The sequence below is a fragment of the Achromobacter xylosoxidans A8 genome (assembly GCF_000165835.1).
Taxonomy (GTDB): Bacteria; Pseudomonadota; Gammaproteobacteria; order Burkholderiales; family Burkholderiaceae_B; genus Achromobacter; species Achromobacter xylosoxidans_B.
The window spans coordinates 61,170-75,283 of record NC_014641.1; the positions used below are offsets into that span (position 1 = coordinate 61,170).

The 14,114-nt window shown below is 65.5% G+C and carries 15 protein-coding genes; 3 read left to right on the plus strand and 12 right to left on the minus strand.

Going from position 1 to position 14,114, the window contains the following annotated elements:
• Positions 1-13: 13 nt before the first annotated feature.
• From AXYL_RS32630 to AXYL_RS32655, 6 genes are read right to left on the minus strand one after another with little or no spacing between them, the layout of a single operon-like run.
• Complete coding sequence (locus AXYL_RS32630; protein WP_011255183.1) at positions 14-2,074, minus strand: DNA topoisomerase III; 2,061 nt, start codon at positions 2,072-2,074, stop codon at positions 14-16.
• A 14-nt stretch (positions 2,075-2,088) separates the two neighbouring features.
• Complete coding sequence (traF, locus tag AXYL_RS32635) at positions 2,089-2,625, minus strand: conjugative transfer signal peptidase TraF (RefSeq protein WP_012478236.1); 537 nt, start codon at positions 2,623-2,625, stop codon at positions 2,089-2,091.
• A complete protein-coding gene (locus AXYL_RS32640) occupies positions 2,622-4,526 on the minus strand; it encodes a type IV secretory system conjugative DNA transfer family protein (protein ID WP_012478237.1) in 1,905 nt (634 codons plus the stop codon). The genes traF and AXYL_RS32640 overlap by 4 nt, the downstream gene beginning before the upstream one ends.
• Positions 4,523-6,781, minus strand: a complete 2,259-nt coding sequence (gene traI / locus AXYL_RS32645) for a TraI/MobA(P) family conjugative relaxase (RefSeq protein ID WP_012478238.1) — start codon at positions 6,779-6,781, stop codon at positions 4,523-4,525. Before traI ends, AXYL_RS32640 begins: the two co-directional genes overlap by 4 nt.
• 34 nt (positions 6,782-6,815) lie before the next feature.
• Entirely contained in the window at positions 6,816-7,187 is a 372-nt protein-coding gene (gene traJ, locus AXYL_RS32650) for a conjugal transfer transcriptional regulator TraJ (protein ID WP_011255188.1), read from the minus strand.
• Between the two features lie 4 nt (positions 7,188-7,191).
• Entirely contained in the window at positions 7,192-7,413 is a 222-nt protein-coding gene (locus AXYL_RS32655) for a hypothetical protein (RefSeq protein ID WP_011798730.1), read from the minus strand.
• 363 nt (positions 7,414-7,776) lie between these two features.
• On the opposite strand from AXYL_RS32655, the gene AXYL_RS32660 reads away from it, so the two are divergent.
• The 3 genes from AXYL_RS32660 to AXYL_RS32670 are packed head-to-tail and all read left to right on the plus strand — an operon-like array spanning position 7,777 to position 9,361.
• On the plus strand, positions 7,777-8,196 hold the full coding sequence (locus tag AXYL_RS32660; protein WP_012478175.1) for a TraK family protein: 420 nt from the start codon (positions 7,777-7,779) through the stop codon (positions 8,194-8,196).
• Positions 8,196-8,921 (plus strand): ArsA-related P-loop ATPase, encoded by a 726-nt coding sequence (locus AXYL_RS32665; RefSeq protein ID WP_012478176.1) that lies wholly within the window; start codon positions 8,196-8,198, stop codon positions 8,919-8,921. Before AXYL_RS32660 ends, AXYL_RS32665 begins: the two co-directional genes overlap by 1 nt.
• Complete coding sequence (locus AXYL_RS32670) at positions 8,921-9,361, plus strand: conjugal transfer protein TraM (protein WP_012478177.1); 441 nt, start codon at positions 8,921-8,923, stop codon at positions 9,359-9,361. The genes AXYL_RS32665 and AXYL_RS32670 overlap by 1 nt, the downstream gene beginning before the upstream one ends.
• Before the next feature lie 193 nt (positions 9,362-9,554).
• On the opposite strand, the gene AXYL_RS32675 is transcribed toward AXYL_RS32670, so the two are convergent.
• The 6 genes from AXYL_RS32675 to AXYL_RS32700 form a co-directional block, all read right to left on the minus strand.
• A complete protein-coding gene (locus AXYL_RS32675) occupies positions 9,555-10,190 on the minus strand; it encodes an IncP plasmid survival protein KfrC family protein (RefSeq protein ID WP_012478178.1) in 636 nt (211 codons plus the stop codon).
• 29 nt (positions 10,191-10,219) lie between these two features.
• Positions 10,220-10,567, minus strand: coding sequence for an IncP plasmid survival protein KfrB (gene kfrB, locus AXYL_RS32680; RefSeq protein ID WP_011255193.1), 348 nt, complete (start codon positions 10,565-10,567; stop codon positions 10,220-10,222).
• Between the two features lie 173 nt (positions 10,568-10,740).
• Positions 10,741-11,763: a DNA-binding protein gene (locus AXYL_RS32685; RefSeq protein ID WP_012478179.1), complete on the minus strand. Its 1,023-nt coding sequence runs from the start codon at positions 11,761-11,763 to the stop codon at positions 10,741-10,743.
• A 199-nt stretch (positions 11,764-11,962) separates the two neighbouring features.
• Positions 11,963-13,021 carry a transcriptional repressor gene korB gene (locus AXYL_RS32690; protein WP_012478180.1) on the minus strand — a complete coding sequence of 353 codons (1,059 nt, stop codon included), beginning with the start codon at positions 13,019-13,021 and terminating at the stop codon, positions 11,963-11,965.
• Positions 13,018-13,782 carry a ParA family protein gene (locus AXYL_RS32695; protein ID WP_013397098.1) on the minus strand — a complete coding sequence of 255 codons (765 nt, stop codon included), beginning with the start codon at positions 13,780-13,782 and terminating at the stop codon, positions 13,018-13,020. The genes AXYL_RS32690 and AXYL_RS32695 overlap by 4 nt, the downstream gene beginning before the upstream one ends.
• Positions 13,779-14,087: a transcriptional regulator KorA gene (locus AXYL_RS32700; protein WP_011255197.1), complete on the minus strand. Its 309-nt coding sequence runs from the start codon at positions 14,085-14,087 to the stop codon at positions 13,779-13,781. Before AXYL_RS32700 ends, AXYL_RS32695 begins: the two co-directional genes overlap by 4 nt.
• Between the last annotated feature and the right edge of the window lie 27 nt (positions 14,088-14,114).

Sequence of the window (14,114 nt, forward strand, 5' to 3'; positions counted from 1 at the left end):
TTCGTCTTGGTGGTTACTCGGCTGGGCCATTGCGGCCCTTGCTGTAGTCGGGCCGGCCTTTCAGGTCGGGATAGGTCTGCTTGCACGTGGGGAAGTTGCTGCATCCCCACCAGAATTGCCCCTTGCGCTTGGCCGGCCTGCGCGACAAGCCATTGCCGCAAGCCATGCACTTGTGCAGGGACGAAACCGGCGTGGCTTCCTTGCCGCCGGCGATGCTCACGGCTCCGCTGTTGGCCTTCGCCACCTGGTCGCGGATGAACGCCTCTTGCTTCGTAATGAAGGCGTCCAGGGCCGCCGTGCCCAGCTCGACGCCCTTCAACATGCGTTCGTAAAGGGCGGTCAGCACCGGGCTTCGCACCACCTCGGGCAGCGCGTCGATGACGCTGCGGCCCAGCGTCGTGCTGACGATCTGCTTGCCCTTGGTTTCCAGGAACTCGCGGCGTTTCAGCTCGGAAATGATGGATGCGCGCGTGGCGGACGTGCCGATGCCATCGCCTTCGCGCAGCATCTTCTTGTGCTCCGGGTCGCTCACGAACTTGTGGATGTTCTCCATCGCGCGAATCAGCGTGCCCTCGGTGAAGCGCGCCGGCGGCTTGGTTTTCGCATCGCGTCGGGTGGCCTCGGTGCAGGTCACACCGTCGCCTTGCTTCATCGGTGGCAGGGTCTGCGCGCCGTTCTCGTCGTCGCCTTCCTTGGCGTCCTCTTCGTCGGCCTGCTCGAACACGTCACGCCAGCCGTTGCGCGTGACCACCTTGCCGGACGCGGCGAAGTTCTCGCCGGCGATCTCCACGCCGACCGTGGTTTGCATGTACTCGTGCAGCGGGTAGAACTGCGCCAGGTAGGCGCGGACGATCAGCTCGTAGATGTTGCGCTCGCGCTCGCTCAAGCCGGCCTTGCTGCCTTTCTGCATGGTCGGCACGATGCCGTGGTGGGCGGTGATCTTCGAGTCGTCCCACGTCTTGGACTTGATGCGCGGGTCGGCAGCATCGACCAGGCCGGCCAGCTCGGGGTTCACGTGCTTGACGGCCTCCAGGACGCGCGGCGCGTCGGCGTGCTGCGACTCCGGCAGGTAGGCGCAGTCGGTGCGCGGGTAGCTGGTCAGCTTGTGCGTCTCGTAGAGCGCCTGGCAGGTGTTCAGCACGTCCTCGGCGCTGTACCCGTAGCGCGCGGACGCCAGCGCGGTAATGTCGGACAGCGCGAAGGCCAGCGGCTGGTTCTTCTTCTTGGCTTCCTGCTTGTAGGTGGCGATGGTGCCCGGCTGGCCCTTGACGGCGGCCACCAGGGCATCCGCGACGGCGGTATCAACAAGGCGGCCTTCGCTGTCCAGGCCGGCTTGATCTTCCTTCGCTTTCCAGGCGGCGGCGAAGCTGCCGCCGGCGTGCTCGACCACGGCCTTGATGGTGTGGTACGGCACCGGCTTGAACGCCTCGATCTCGCGGTCGCGGCCGACAACAAGCGCGAGCGTCGGGGTCTGCACGCGGCCCACGGTCAGCAGGGCGCGCGAACCGCCGCGCTGCGCCCGCAGGGTGTAGGCGCGACTTAGGTTCATGCCGATCAGCCAGTCGGCCCGCTGCCGCCCGCGTGCGGCATCGGCCCAGCCCTTGTACGTGGTGTTTTCCTTCAAGGCGGCCAGGCCGCGCTTGACGGAAACCGAATCCTGGGCAGACACCCAAAAGCGGCGCGCCGGCTTGCTGCTCTTGAAGTGCTCCAGCACTTCATCGACCAGCAACTGGCCTTCACGGTCGGGGTCGCCGGCGTTGACGATCTCCTTGGCTTCTTTCAGCAGCTTGCCGATCACGGCGAGCTGCTTCTTGGCATCGTCCTTCGGGTGAAGAACCCACGTCTGCGGGATGATGGGCAGCTCATCGACGCGCCATAGCTTCTTGCCTGATTTGCCGGTCGGCACGTCATCGGGCGTGTACTCGTCCGGGTCGGCCTGCTCCAGCATGTGCCCAAAGCACCAGGTCACTTTGTCGCCGCCGCACTCGATGAAGCCGTCGCCCTTGCCGGTGATGCCCAGCTCGCCGGCGATGGCTTTTGCGACGGATGGTTTTTCCGCGATGAACAGTCGCATGGTGGTTTCCTCCCCTACCAGGTGATGACCGGACGGATCACGGTCTGAACTTGAGAACGATTGATCGGGCCGAAGTAGCGGCCGTCGAAAGACGTGTCGCTCACGTCCGACATAAGCAGCAGCTCGGCATTGCCCAGCGTGTAGGTGCTGGCCTGGAAGCGCGGCAAGGGCCGACCGGACTTGTCGGCCTGGATGGGCTTGCTATGTGGCAGCAGCTCGCCATTGACGCGCACGCCGTCATCGGCCACCGATACGGCATCGTCTTTAGCGGCTAAAACGCGCTTCATCATGTAGCCGTAGTCGCCTGGGCAGAACCCGGCCCCGATGTAGCCCCTTTCCTTGGCGTCATCGAACACGCCGACCTTCGGCGGGCACCAAAGCACGTAAGCGCCCCGCTCCACCGGCGCGCTGCTCGTCCAGTACAGGCCGACCGGAATGCTCTTGGTGGTGTTGATGCGGGCACCGGCGGCATAGCTGCCGGCGGCCAGCACCAGGGCGGCCAGGCCGGCGACGGCTACGCCTTTCGTGATGCGTTTCAGGATGCGGCTCATATCGTGATGCCCTCCCCTGCCTCGACAACCTGGCGCAGCCGGTCGGTGGCCTTCGGCGCGGGGATCGAGGCCCGCGCCTGAAACACCGGGTCTTTGAAGTACAGCGGCTGCTTGCCGTAGATGGCGGGGTAGCCCGCGACGTAGATCACCATGTCGCCGGCTTCCTCGATCTCGCCCTTGTCGTTCTTCTTCGGCCCCGGCATCCGCAGGCATTCATCGGGCGTCAGCAAGGGGCGCTGCACTTCCTGGTAGGTGCGCGACACCTGGCCCAGCATCGCCGCCGTGCGGCGGCCGCTGGTCGTGATCTGCTCCTTCACCACGGTGGTCTGCCCGGTCAGTCGGGACAGGTGTTCGGCTGTCTCGACGCGGTTGGGCGGGTAGGCGTTCTGCACGTGGCAGTTCGACGTGATGCTTTCGTCGTGGCCGTAGCCCGTCTCGCGGCTTCGGAGCTGGTTAATGTCCTGGCAAATCAGGTAGCACTTGATGCCGTAGCCGGCGACGAAGGCCAGCGACTCTTGCATGATTTCGAGCTTCCCGAGGCTCGGGAACTCGTCCAGCATCATCAGCAGCCGGTGCTTGTAGTGGGCCACCGGCCGGCCGTTCTCGAAGTCCATCTTGTCGGCCAGCAGGCGCACGATCATGTTCACCATGACGCGCACCAGCGGCCGCAGGCGGGCCTTGTCGTTGGGCTGCGTGACGATGTACAGGCTCACCGGGTCGTCGGAGTGCATCAGGTCTTTGATGCGGAAGTCCGACCGGCTCACGCTGCGCGCCACCACTGGATCGCGGTACAGGGCCAAATAGGATTTGGCCGTGGACAGCACCGATCCGGCTTCTTCCTCTGGCCGATCCATCATGTCGCGGGCGGCCGATCCGATGGCGTGGTGGTTCTGACCGTCCACGTGCCCGTAGGTGGTCATTTCCATCCATAGCTCGCCAATGTCCCGGTTCGGGTCGGCCAGCATGGCATCGACCGATGGCAGCGTGGCCGTGCCGCCGTCGTTCCTGGCCTTGTAGAGCGCGTGCAGGATGACGCCGACCAGGAGCGCGAAGGCGGTCTTTTGCCAGTGGGAATCCAGGCCCTTGCCGTCCGGGTCAACTATCAAAGTTGCTAGGTTCTGCACGTCGCCGACTTCGGCCTCGGTGCCGACGCGGATTTCGTCCAGCGGGTTCCAGCACACGCCGCCCGAGCTGCTGGCCGGCTCGAAGCGCAGCACCTTGTTCTTCGCGTGCTTCTGCCGCCAGCCGGCGGTCAGCGCCCACAACTCGCCCTTCAAGTCGGTGATGACGCTGCTTGCGCCCCACGAAAGCAGCGTCGGCACCACCAGGCCGACGCCCTTGCCGCTTCGCGTCGGCGCGTAGGTCAGCACGTGCTCGGGGCCGCTGTGCCGCAGGTAGTAGAAATTGCCGTCCTTGTCCTGCCAGCCGCCGACATAGACGCCGGTGGCGGTGGGTGCGTCCTTGCCGGTCACGATCTCCAGGACGTTCCGCTCGCGCGGCAGCAGGCCGGCCGCCTGAATGTCCTTCTTTTCGGCCCAGCGGGCCGAACCGTGCAGGTATTCGTTCGCCTTCGAGCTGTTGGACGTGACGACTTTCGCCACGGCCACACCCAGCAGGCCCACGGTGGCAGTCACCATGCCGATGCTGCCGGCCCGCATGATCTCGTCGGGGTACTGGCTGTACCACTTCGCCGACCAGTTCAGGATCGACCAGGGCGCGTACACGTGCCCGAGGTTGGCCCCGAGGCTCGCGTGATACTGGAACGTGTAGGCGAAGAACTGTGTCGCGGCCTGGAGGCCGCCGACCAGGGACACCCCGCCGAGGATCGGCAGCAACTTGCTGGGCTTCGGCTTCGCGCTGCGAACCTGCGGCCCCACGGCGTTGTTCATCTTTATTTTCATCTACTCCTACCTTTCGACGTTTTGATGGAGCCTTTTGGCGTGATCGTCACGGCATCGCCGACCGCGATGCGCGACATGCGCCGGGCCGTGGCCTGGTCAATGGGCATCACCATGACCTCATCGCCTCGTTTCAACAGGGCCAGCGCCTGGCCCTCGATGTTGCGGACACCCTCGAAAGCAAGGCCACCTTCACCGGCAGTATATCGCGCGTGCTTCGGTATATCGAAACCTTTCGAGCGTTTCGACTCGCGTTCGGCGATGTATTTATCCGCCGCCGCGAGGCCCGGCGGGGCCGCTGCTACTCCTGATCCTGGCCGAGAAATATCCCGTCGCAGTTGGTGATCTGGTTGGGTTCCTTGCTGCTCCAGGTGACGAGGAACATCACGCGGCAATAGCACTTCACTTCCGCCGGCGATGCGAACCACACCGAGTTGGGACAGTGTTCGCAAACGGTGCTGGCTTTGGGGCGGCGGGACTCGTCCAATGCGTCCAATGTCGGGCTTCCGGTGGACGGCTCCGGCGTGAACGCCGGCGGTGCCGGCTCGCCCGCCACCTGGTCGCCCGAAGCCTGCTCGGGCGACGGCGATGGGTCGGGCAGCGTCGTCGTGGGTAGCGGCGCGCTGTCCAGGGCCGCCAGGGCCGCGTCCAGCTCGTCCTCGATGCTCTGCGGGTCGCTGGTCGGCTCGCTCGGTTCGGTCGGGTCGCTCATGGGTGTTCTCCTTCTTCAATAGCGCAAGCCGCCGGCTCTCCAGGGCCGGATCGGCGAACGTGATGGGTAGCTGGGAATCAACGGCCGCGCGAATGATCTGCGCCTGAAACTGCGTGGTGCCGTTGACGGTGATGCGGCTGCCGTAGCGTTCCATCGCCAGCCGTAGAGCTTCTTGCAAGCCCTCGCGCGTGGCCTCGCGCGAGACTTGCAGCTTGTCGCCATCGTCCCGAACGGCCGTCAGGCCGGCGCGGAAGATGATGGTGCCCTTCTTGGTGATGTTGTCCGTCACCGGGGCATGGCCGGGGCGCGGATCGCCCCGGCCCTGGATGGTGTTGCCTTTCAAGCCCTGCGCCGCCTCGCGGGCGCGCAGGGCGGTCAACGCCTCCGCGTTGCCGTGGGTCGCTTCCTTCTTGAGCCAGTCGGCCCACGTGCGGCGGCTGTGGCTGTCGTAGAGGGCCTGGCGGTCTTGCTGGTACTGCTTGTTGATCGCCTGGATTTCGTCGCGCAGGGCCTTGCTGGCCTGGGCATACAGCAGCTTCTTGTTCGGGCCGCTCTCGCCGATCACCTTGATCGTCGCGCGGCGCAGGCGGCCGGAACGCTTCGCGGCCTCGACCAGCCGATCCTTGCGCCGGCGGGCCTGCTCCAGCGCCTGCCCACGTGTCGCGGTCAAGGTCTGCTGCTCGGCCTTGTACCGGGCGTACAGCTCGACCGTGTTCACGCGCAAGCGGATCGGGTCTTTCTGGTACTGCCGCTTCGCTTTGGTTCGTGTCTGCCGTTCGGGCGAAGCCTCGAACGGGCCAAGCCGCGCCTCCAGCTTCGGCTTGGAAAGGTCGCGGGCTAGGGTGCTCGCCTTGACCATCGTTCCGTCGCCGGCCTCGATCACCAGGCCGTTCGCACGCTCGCGCAGTTCCAGGCCGTTGTCGCGCATGACCTGGTGCAGCTCCTGCCAGGACTGCGCGCCCTTGATCTCGTCCAGGCATTCCCGCTTGATCCAGCCGACCAGGCTTTCCACGCCCGCGTGCTGCTCCATGTCGGCCGCCCTGCCCTCGGCACCGCGCTGGCGTGGTTCGTGGTTGTCCCGCTCCAGCCCGTAGTCGCGCTCCAGGGCCGTGCAAAGCTCGGCCAGCGCCCGATGCGAGTAGTACGGCTCGTGCATCGTGTTCCGGGTCGGGTGAATCTTGTTGATGGCGATGTGGATGTGCAGGTTGTCGGTGTCGTTGTGAACGGCACTGACGCGCTGGTGTTCGCCGTAACCCAGCCCGGCGCAGATACGTTCCTCAATCGCCCGCAGGGTGTCGGCGCTGGGCTGCTCGCCGGCCCGGAAGCTGACGATCAGGTGATAGGTCTTGTCGCCCTTGGCCCGCGTGTTCGTGTGCTGGGTCGCCAGAACCTCGGTGATGGCGTCCTGCACGGACACGGCATCGCAGTTCGTGATCTGCACCTGGCCCAGCCGGTGATCCTTGCTCTGCGCGTCGGTGACGTAGTTCACCAGGCCGGCGAAGTCGGACTTGCCCAGCGAGCGCATGGGTACGTGCTTGGCGATCATCGGCCAGCCCCTGGCTTTTTAGCCGCTAAAAAGCTCAAGGCTCGGCCCTCGGCTGCACCACGGACTTCATGAGTCGGCTCATTTCGTCCTGGGTGGCTTCGATCCGGCCCAGCAGGGCAAGGATCGTGGCGTCTCCGAAGCGGGCCGTGCGCGGGTCGTCGGTGAGCCATAGCTTGAGCAAACCGCCCAGCCGGCCGAGGTCGCCATTCACCCGCACCAGCTCGCGCACGTACTCGTAATCCATGACGCCCCTGATCTGGTAGCCCTGGCCCACGTCGCGCAGGTAGCGCGCCACGCTGACCCCGGCCCTCTTGGCGTTCGCCTCGATCTGTTCCTTCTCGTCGGGGAACACCGGCACCCGTAGGTGCTGCCGCCGCTTCGCGGTCGGCTGTTCGTCGGCTTCCATGTCGCTACCCCTTGAGCGCGTGCGCCGTGTGTCGCGCGTAGGTCGCCACGGCTCGCCAGTAGGCGGCCATCGGCCCCTTGCGGCGTGCCCATGCCTTTTCCGCCTCGTCGTTGGCCTGCGTGCGCAGCTCGCGCAGCACGCGGGCAAGGCGCTGCCGGTCGGCAACCGGAAGCGCCTGGAGTTCGCGGCCTGCTGGAAGCTCCAGCAGCGGATTGATGTAGCCCATGTCGTTCGTCTCTCGCTTCTTGGCCGGCGGTAGCCGGCAGCCTCGCAGAGCAGGATGCCCGTTGAGTGCCGCAGGCGCGAATAAGGGACAGCGAAGATAGATAACCGGCCCGCCGGTTAGCTAACTTCGCACATCCTGCCCGCCTTACGGCGTTGATAACACCAAGGAAAGTCTATACCGAAACCTTCGCATCTGTCTGCATTTAGCGCGAAAAGATGGCGGATATATCGAATGAAGGCGTACAATGCCCGGAAAGCGCGCTAGATGCAGCGGTGTCAAGCTGCTATCCACGCGCTTTACATAGACTTTCCACGGGTCGATACATGAAAATGACGGCTATTTACAAACCACGGAAGCGAGGCGATGGCAGAAAGCAGCTACCCCCAAGAGCTGGCCGCGCGGATCGAGAAACGGGCCGCCAAGAAGCGCCGACAGGACGCGACGGCCGTTGCATTCCTGGCCGTGCGCGTGGACGTGAAAGCCGCGATGGATGCTGGCTATGCAGTGACGACGATCTACGAGGACATGCGCGAGATCGGCCGGGTCAAGTGCAGCTACGAGACGTTCCGCAAGCACGTCCAGCGGTACATCAAGGCCGCACCAGCAGCACCCGCGCCGGTGCCTCCCCCGGCGGCCAACCAGGCCAAAGGGGAGAAGCCGGCGCAACAGGAAGGGGGGTCGAAGGCGAGGAAGCCGAAGGCACCCGAGCCGAAGAAACCCGAGTCGGCAGGGATCGCCGGCTTCAACTACAACCCGAAACCGAATAAAGAGGATTTACTGTAATGGCGAAAATTCACATGGTCTTGCAGGGCAAGGGCGGCGTCGGCAAGTCGATGATCGCGGCCACCATTGCGCAGTACAAAGCGAGCAAGGGGCAGACGCCGCTTTGCATCGACACCGATCCGGTCAACAGCACGTTTGAGGGTTACAAGGCCCTGAACGTGCAGCGCCTGAACATCATGGACGGCGACGAGATCAACACCCGGAACTTCGATGCCCTGGTGGAGCAAATCGCCTCGACCAAGGGCGACGTCATCATCGACAACGGGGCCAGCTCGTTCGTGCCGCTGTCCAGCTACTTGATCGGCAACCAGGTTCCGGCGCTGCTCCAGGACATGGGGCACGAACTGGTGGTGCATACGGTCGTCACCGGCGGGCAAGCCTTCCTGGACACCCTGAACGGCTTTAGCACGCTGGCCCGGCAATTCCCGGCCGAATGCGTGTTCGTGGTGTGGCTGAACCCGTATTGGGGGCCAATCGAGCACGAAGGCAAGGGCTTCGAGAAGATGAAGGCGTACACCGACAACAAGGCGCGGGTGTCGGCCATCATCCAGATTCCGGCGCTCAAGGAAGAAACCTACGGCCGCGACTTCTCGGAAATGCTCCAGGAGCGCCGGACGTTCGATGAGGCCCTGGCCGACTCGGCGCTCACGATCATGACGCGGCAGCGGCTCAAGATCGTGAAGTCGCAACTCTTCCAGCAGCTCGACAACGCGGCGGTGCTCTGATGGCGAGCGATGACAAGATCGAAGAGCTGATACGGGAAATCGCGGTCAAGCACGGCATCGCCGTTGGCCGCGACGATCCGATCTTGATCCTCCAGACGATCAACACCCGACTGATGCAGGACAGCCAGGCCGCGCAGCAAGAAATCCTGGATCGCTTCAAGGAAGAGCTGGAAGCCATCGCACACCGTTGGGGGGATGACGCCAAGGGGAAGGCCGAAAGGACGCTCAACGCGGCCCTGGCGGCCTCCAAAGAGGCGATGGCGAAGGGGATGCAGGACGGCGGCAAGGCCGCCGCCGAGGCGGTGCGGCGCGAGCTGGAAGCGGCCGCCGCGCAGCTCGCCGCGCCGATCCGCGAAGCGCGGCGCGTGTCGTACATGAACATCGTGGCGGCCGGCATGGCGGTTTTCGCGGCCGCCCTCGCGTTGTGGGCATCGCTGTAGATGGCGATGCGGGATCTCATCGTCAGAAATGGCGATGGTCGACCGCGCCGGCGGCATCGCCGGAACTGGCGAGGCTGGCCAGCCCCTTGCATCGTCGGGAATGACGGTGCTGCAGGATGCCGCCAGCGGCGGGCCTGCATCGCCGGAAACGGCGAGGCTCGAGGAAAAAGCCCGGCAGTGCCGGGCTTTCGTTTTAGACGGGCCGCGTGAGGCCCAAGCTCTGCGACCGGCCTGGTCGCTCCAGGGCCTGCGCCTGCTTTCGCTCCTGCTCTTCGCGGCGTTGCAGCGCCTGGTGCCGGCGTGCCGCCTCGCGCATGGCATCCCAATCGGCCGCCAGCTCGGGTTTCTCGGCGCGCATCTTGCGGGTCGCCAGCTCTTCGACCTTCGGTGAGTGCAGGCCCATGCCTTCCTTGATCTCGCGGACGGCTTCCAGGCGCACGTGCAGGGACTGCAAGCGCGCCTGCTGCTGCATCTGCTGGTTCTGCCAAGCGCGTTTCGCGCCAGGCCGGGACAGTAGGCCCGGCTGGTTGGCCTGGGTCTGCTGCAAGCGCGCCTGCTGACGGTCGATCAGGTTTTCAAGCCGATCCTCGATGCGCTCCACCTGGTCGTGCTTGGCCTGAACGTACAGGGCAAGGGCTTCCTGGTAGGTCTGGTCGAGCGGGGCGGCCTCCAGGGCCGCTTGCTGCTCGGCCTCTGTGGCTTCGGCAGCGGCCAGCAGGCCGTCGCCGGCGGCGTCGGTTCTGCTGGTCGTGCTTGTTGCGAAGCCGGCGGATGCCGGCTGGATGCGGCGGGCGTCTGCCCGGCCGGCGGTGGGTGTGAGTCGTCTCAAGGCGTGGCCCTCCTTTTAGCCGCTAAAAGCTATCGGGACCGGCCTCGCGTGAGTTTCGGGGCCTCGGCGGCAACGGTTGCTTTGCCTTGCGCGCTGTAGCTGATGCTCTTTGCGCTCCCGATTTCAGGTACTTTATCGAAATCTGACCGGGCGTGCATGACAAAGTTCTTGCCTACCTGCTGGTACACCTGGTTGTTGTCGGCGTGAACGATCACGCCGTCATGGGTCTGCTTCTTGTCGGCCTGCTGGGCCATGTACAGGTTGTAGATGCCGGGCTTCAATGCGCCAGCCTTGTCAACCTTCTGGTTGGCCCATGCCCCTTCTTGCTCGGTCTGAACGATGCGTTGGCCGTTCATGACCAAGAGGCGCTGTTTCATCGGGCGCTCCTTATCGTCGGTGTGGTCATTTCAAAATGTGGAATAGATGGGCCTCCTTGCCAGTCCAGCAAGAAAAAAGCCGACCTCGGCATGCGCGAGGCCGGCTTTCCTCTCGTGGCCGGATGTGTAGTTCCAGGTTACACCCTCGATTTTATTGAAAACCGACCGAAATATCAGGTCTTTTTCGCGCCGCCCGTCTTGCCCTTCTCCTGGGCCATGACGGTTTCCAGGGCTTCGAGCCGGCCGCGCAGGGTCGCGGCGTCCTCGCGGGCCTGGCTGGCCTCCTTGCGCGCGGCATCGCGCTCGGCCTGGGTGGCCGTCAAGCGTTCGGCCTGGCGGTGCGCTTCGGCCGCTGCTGCCTTGCGCTGCTCCTGGTGCGCCTCGCGCTCGGCTTCGGCCTTGGCCTGCACCTTTGCCAGCTCGCCCCGCACCTGGTCAAGCTGCCCGGCCGCCGCCTCGGTGGCCTTCTGCTGCTCGGCCAGCGCCGCCCGCGCCTGGTCGGTGGCCTGGTTGGCTCGCTCCAGGTCGGCGCGCAGCTCGCCGGCCCGGCGCTCGATCTCCGTTGCCCGGCTGTTCGCGGCCGCCAGGTCGGCCCGCAGGGCCTCCGCCTGGTCGGCGCTCGCGGCGGCCTTCTCCTGGGCTTTGTCGCGCTCCGCTCGGGCTTGGCGGGCCTCCTGGTGGGCGTGATCCAGTTCCGTGCGCAGCTCGCCGGCTCTGGCCTCGGCCGTGGCCGCCCGCTCGCTGGCCGCTGCCAGCTTCTCGCGTAGCGCCCCAGCTTCCCCCTTGGCGTCGGTCTCTGCGGCCTCCAGGGCCTCGATACGGCCCTTGGCCTCGTCCAGCTCGCCGGTGAGCTGGTCGGCCAGCTCTGCGGCCTCCTGGCGCGCTGCCTCCATTTCCTGCCGGACGGCCTCCAGCGCCTCGCGCTCGGCGGCCAGCCGGTTGTTCGCCATTTCCAAGGCCACGGCCCACAAGTCGCCGCCCAGCTCGGCCAGCTTCTCGGTGATCGCCGCCGGTGCCGGCTCGCGGATCGGGGCCGCCTGGCTGGCCTTGCGTGCCCGCCATTCGTTCATCGCCTCGGAAATGGTCGTGAAGCTCCCGCCGCCGAGCTGCTTGCGCACGCTCGCCAGGGTCGGGTTCTGGCCGGCGGCGTCCAGCTCGTCGGCGACCGCAAATATCTGCTCTTTCGTGATTGCCATGATCGGGCCTCCTTTCGGCCGGTGTTGTATGTTGTAGCGTGTAGCATACTACAACATACAACATAGCGCAAGTGTTTAGCTGAACTTTTTTAGCGGCTAAAACGGGCCAGCCCGGCGCTGGGCGCGCAGGCAAAAAAAAGCCCCGCTCGATGGCGGGGCGCAGGGGTGCGGGGGCGGCGGGGTCTGGTGCAGGGGGGGTCTAGCCCTCCAGCAGCGCGACAAGCTGCACTTTGCCAAGGTCGGCCTCGAACTCCTGGCCGTCATCCTCGTACTTGAGCCAGGCCCAGCCCTCGGCCGGCGGCCGGCGGTTGAGGATCAGGCGGGCCGGGCGGTCGTCGTGCGTGACCTGGATGATCGCTTTCTTGAGCTTGTCCGGGTCGGGTTCCTTCGGCTCCTTCTTCTTGGCGTCATCCTCCGGGCCTTGCCCGTCGCCCTCGGCCTCGCCATCCGTCTTGCCGCTGAACGCATCGACGGTGTTGGGGTCGCGGTCGCCTTCCTGGTGGCGCTTGTCCTCCAGGTACTCGCGCAGCAGCTTGACCGATCCGCGCGTCAGCTCCTGGCTGTCGTCGGCCAGCCACGCACCCACTTCCTCGGGGTTCTTCTTGAACGCCGTCACCAACTCGTTGATGACGGTCACATCCTTGGCGCGGCCAGTGTTGAACGCCTCGGCAATCGGTTCGGGCAAGTCCAGCAGCGTGACGTGCTGTGTGACGAACGCCGGCGACTTGCCGATCTCCTTGGCGATCTCCGACTTCTTCTTGCCCTTCGCCAGCTCGCGGCCGATGAAGTCCGCGATCTCGCGGGCCGTCAGTTCGTTGCGTTGCAGGTTCTCGATTACCTGGTCGGCCTCGTTGTAGTCGTTGTCGATGAAAGCCGGGATGGTGGTCTTGTCGGCCCATTTCGAGCCACGGTAGCGCCGCGCACCGTGGTTGATGAGGTAGCGGCCCGGCGCGTCCGGGTTCTCGCGCACGCTGATGGGCGACTTCACGCCGCGCAGCTTGATCGTCTCGCCGATCTCGGCGATGGACTCCGGCGAGAAGCCGGGGTTGTCCGCCGTGCGCGGCTGGTGCGGGTCTTCGTCGATGAGGTCAAGCGGCAGCTCCTGCGGGCCGCCAGGGGCCGCATTCGCGGCCTGTGGCTCGTCCAGCAAGCTCGACAGGTCGCCGAGGCCATCCAGGCCCAGCCCGCCGCCCTTGGGCTTCTCTGCGGCCGCTTGCGGGGCCTTCTTCTTGGCGTTGGTCTTTACGGCGCTGGTCATTGCGCGATCTCCATCTTCGTGAACACGTAATCCGCCAGGGCGCGCACTTCCTGGGTGGCCTTGCGCGCAGCGGTTTTCTTGATCTTCCACACTGGCATCTGCTCGCCCAGCGCCTCCGCGATACTGTCTCGCGCGCCGACACTGAACGGCAAGATCAGTTGCGGATATGCCTGCTGCAAGGTCGCCAGGTTGCTGACGTGGCGCGGCTTCCGCGCGTCCACCTTGTTCGGCACCATGCCGAGAAAGCGCAGCTTCGGGTTTTGCTTGCGCAGGTTGCCGATGACGGCAACCATCTTCTTCATGCCTTGCAAGCTGTACGCCTCCATTTCGACCGGCGAAAGCATGTAGTCGGCGGCCAGCACGGCCGCCGTCATGGCAACGCCAAGGGAAGGGGCGGTGTCGATCAGGCACACGTCGAAGAACTCGCCTAGCGCCGCGATGCTGGCCCGCAGCGCGCCGGCGGCCTGGGCCAAGTCCATCTTGTCCAGGTTGGCCAGGCTGGCATCGGCCGCGATCAGCGCCAGGCCGTCATCCTCCCGGCCAGCGAACCAGGCGCGCAGCTCGTCGCCGCCGGCGGTGAACATGCGACTGGCGGGATAGCCCGAGTCGTGGCCGGCCAGCGTCCAGCTTGCATTGCCCTGGGTGTCCAGGTCGATCACTGCAACCCGAAGGCCGCGCTCCTGGAAGTCGAACGCCAGGTGGCAGGTTGCGAAGGTCTTGCCCTGTCCGCCTTTCTGAATTGCCGTGACCAGTGTTTTCATGAGTTGGGTTCCTGTTTCCTCTTTCCCTTGGCGTCGGCTTCCCAACGCTTGACGATGAACGCTTGATGCTCCGGCAGTACCGCCGTCACCCGCGCGAAGCCCTGCGGGAGCACTTCCCCCGCCGCTGCCCACACGCGACTGACCGCTTGCGATACCGCCCCCTTGGTCAGCCCCAGCGAGGCCACAAACTCGGCCTGGGGCCTTCCATCGACCAGCACGCCGCGCGCTATGTCGATGGTCTGTTGCCCGATCTCCAGGCCCTTGATCGCCGCCTGGAATTGGGCTTCGGTTAGCCGTTTCTTCATGGAGAACACCCATATAAACTCCACACC

Coding starts and splice junctions, on each gene's coding strand:
- AXYL_RS32630 (WP_011255183.1), bottom strand. CDS start 2,074: ATGCGACTGTTCATCGCGGAAAAACCATCCGTCGCAAAAGCCATCGCC.
- traF (WP_012478236.1), bottom strand. CDS start 2,625: ATGAGCCGCATCCTGAAACGCATCACGAAAGGCGTAGCCGTCGCCGGC.
- AXYL_RS32640 (WP_012478237.1), bottom strand. CDS start 4,526: ATGAAAATAAAGATGAACAACGCCGTGGGGCCGCAGGTTCGCAGCGCG.
- traI (WP_012478238.1), bottom strand. CDS start 6,781: ATGATCGCCAAGCACGTACCCATGCGCTCGCTGGGCAAGTCCGACTTC.
- traJ (WP_011255188.1), bottom strand. CDS start 7,187: ATGGAAGCCGACGAACAGCCGACCGCGAAGCGGCGGCAGCACCTACGG.
- AXYL_RS32655 (WP_011798730.1), bottom strand. CDS start 7,413: ATGGGCTACATCAATCCGCTGCTGGAGCTTCCAGCAGGCCGCGAACTC.
- AXYL_RS32660 (WP_012478175.1), top strand. CDS start 7,777: ATGGCAGAAAGCAGCTACCCCCAAGAGCTGGCCGCGCGGATCGAGAAA.
- AXYL_RS32665 (WP_012478176.1), top strand. CDS start 8,196: ATGGCGAAAATTCACATGGTCTTGCAGGGCAAGGGCGGCGTCGGCAAG.
- AXYL_RS32670 (WP_012478177.1), top strand. CDS start 8,921: ATGGCGAGCGATGACAAGATCGAAGAGCTGATACGGGAAATCGCGGTC.
- kfrB (WP_011255193.1), bottom strand. CDS start 10,567: ATGAAACAGCGCCTCTTGGTCATGAACGGCCAACGCATCGTTCAGACC.
- AXYL_RS32685 (WP_012478179.1), bottom strand. CDS start 11,763: ATGGCAATCACGAAAGAGCAGATATTTGCGGTCGCCGACGAGCTGGAC.
- AXYL_RS32690 (WP_012478180.1), bottom strand. CDS start 13,021: ATGACCAGCGCCGTAAAGACCAACGCCAAGAAGAAGGCCCCGCAAGCG.
- AXYL_RS32695 (WP_013397098.1), bottom strand. CDS start 13,782: ATGAAAACACTGGTCACGGCAATTCAGAAAGGCGGACAGGGCAAGACC.
- AXYL_RS32700 (WP_011255197.1), bottom strand. CDS start 14,087: ATGAAGAAACGGCTAACCGAAGCCCAATTCCAGGCGGCGATCAAGGGC.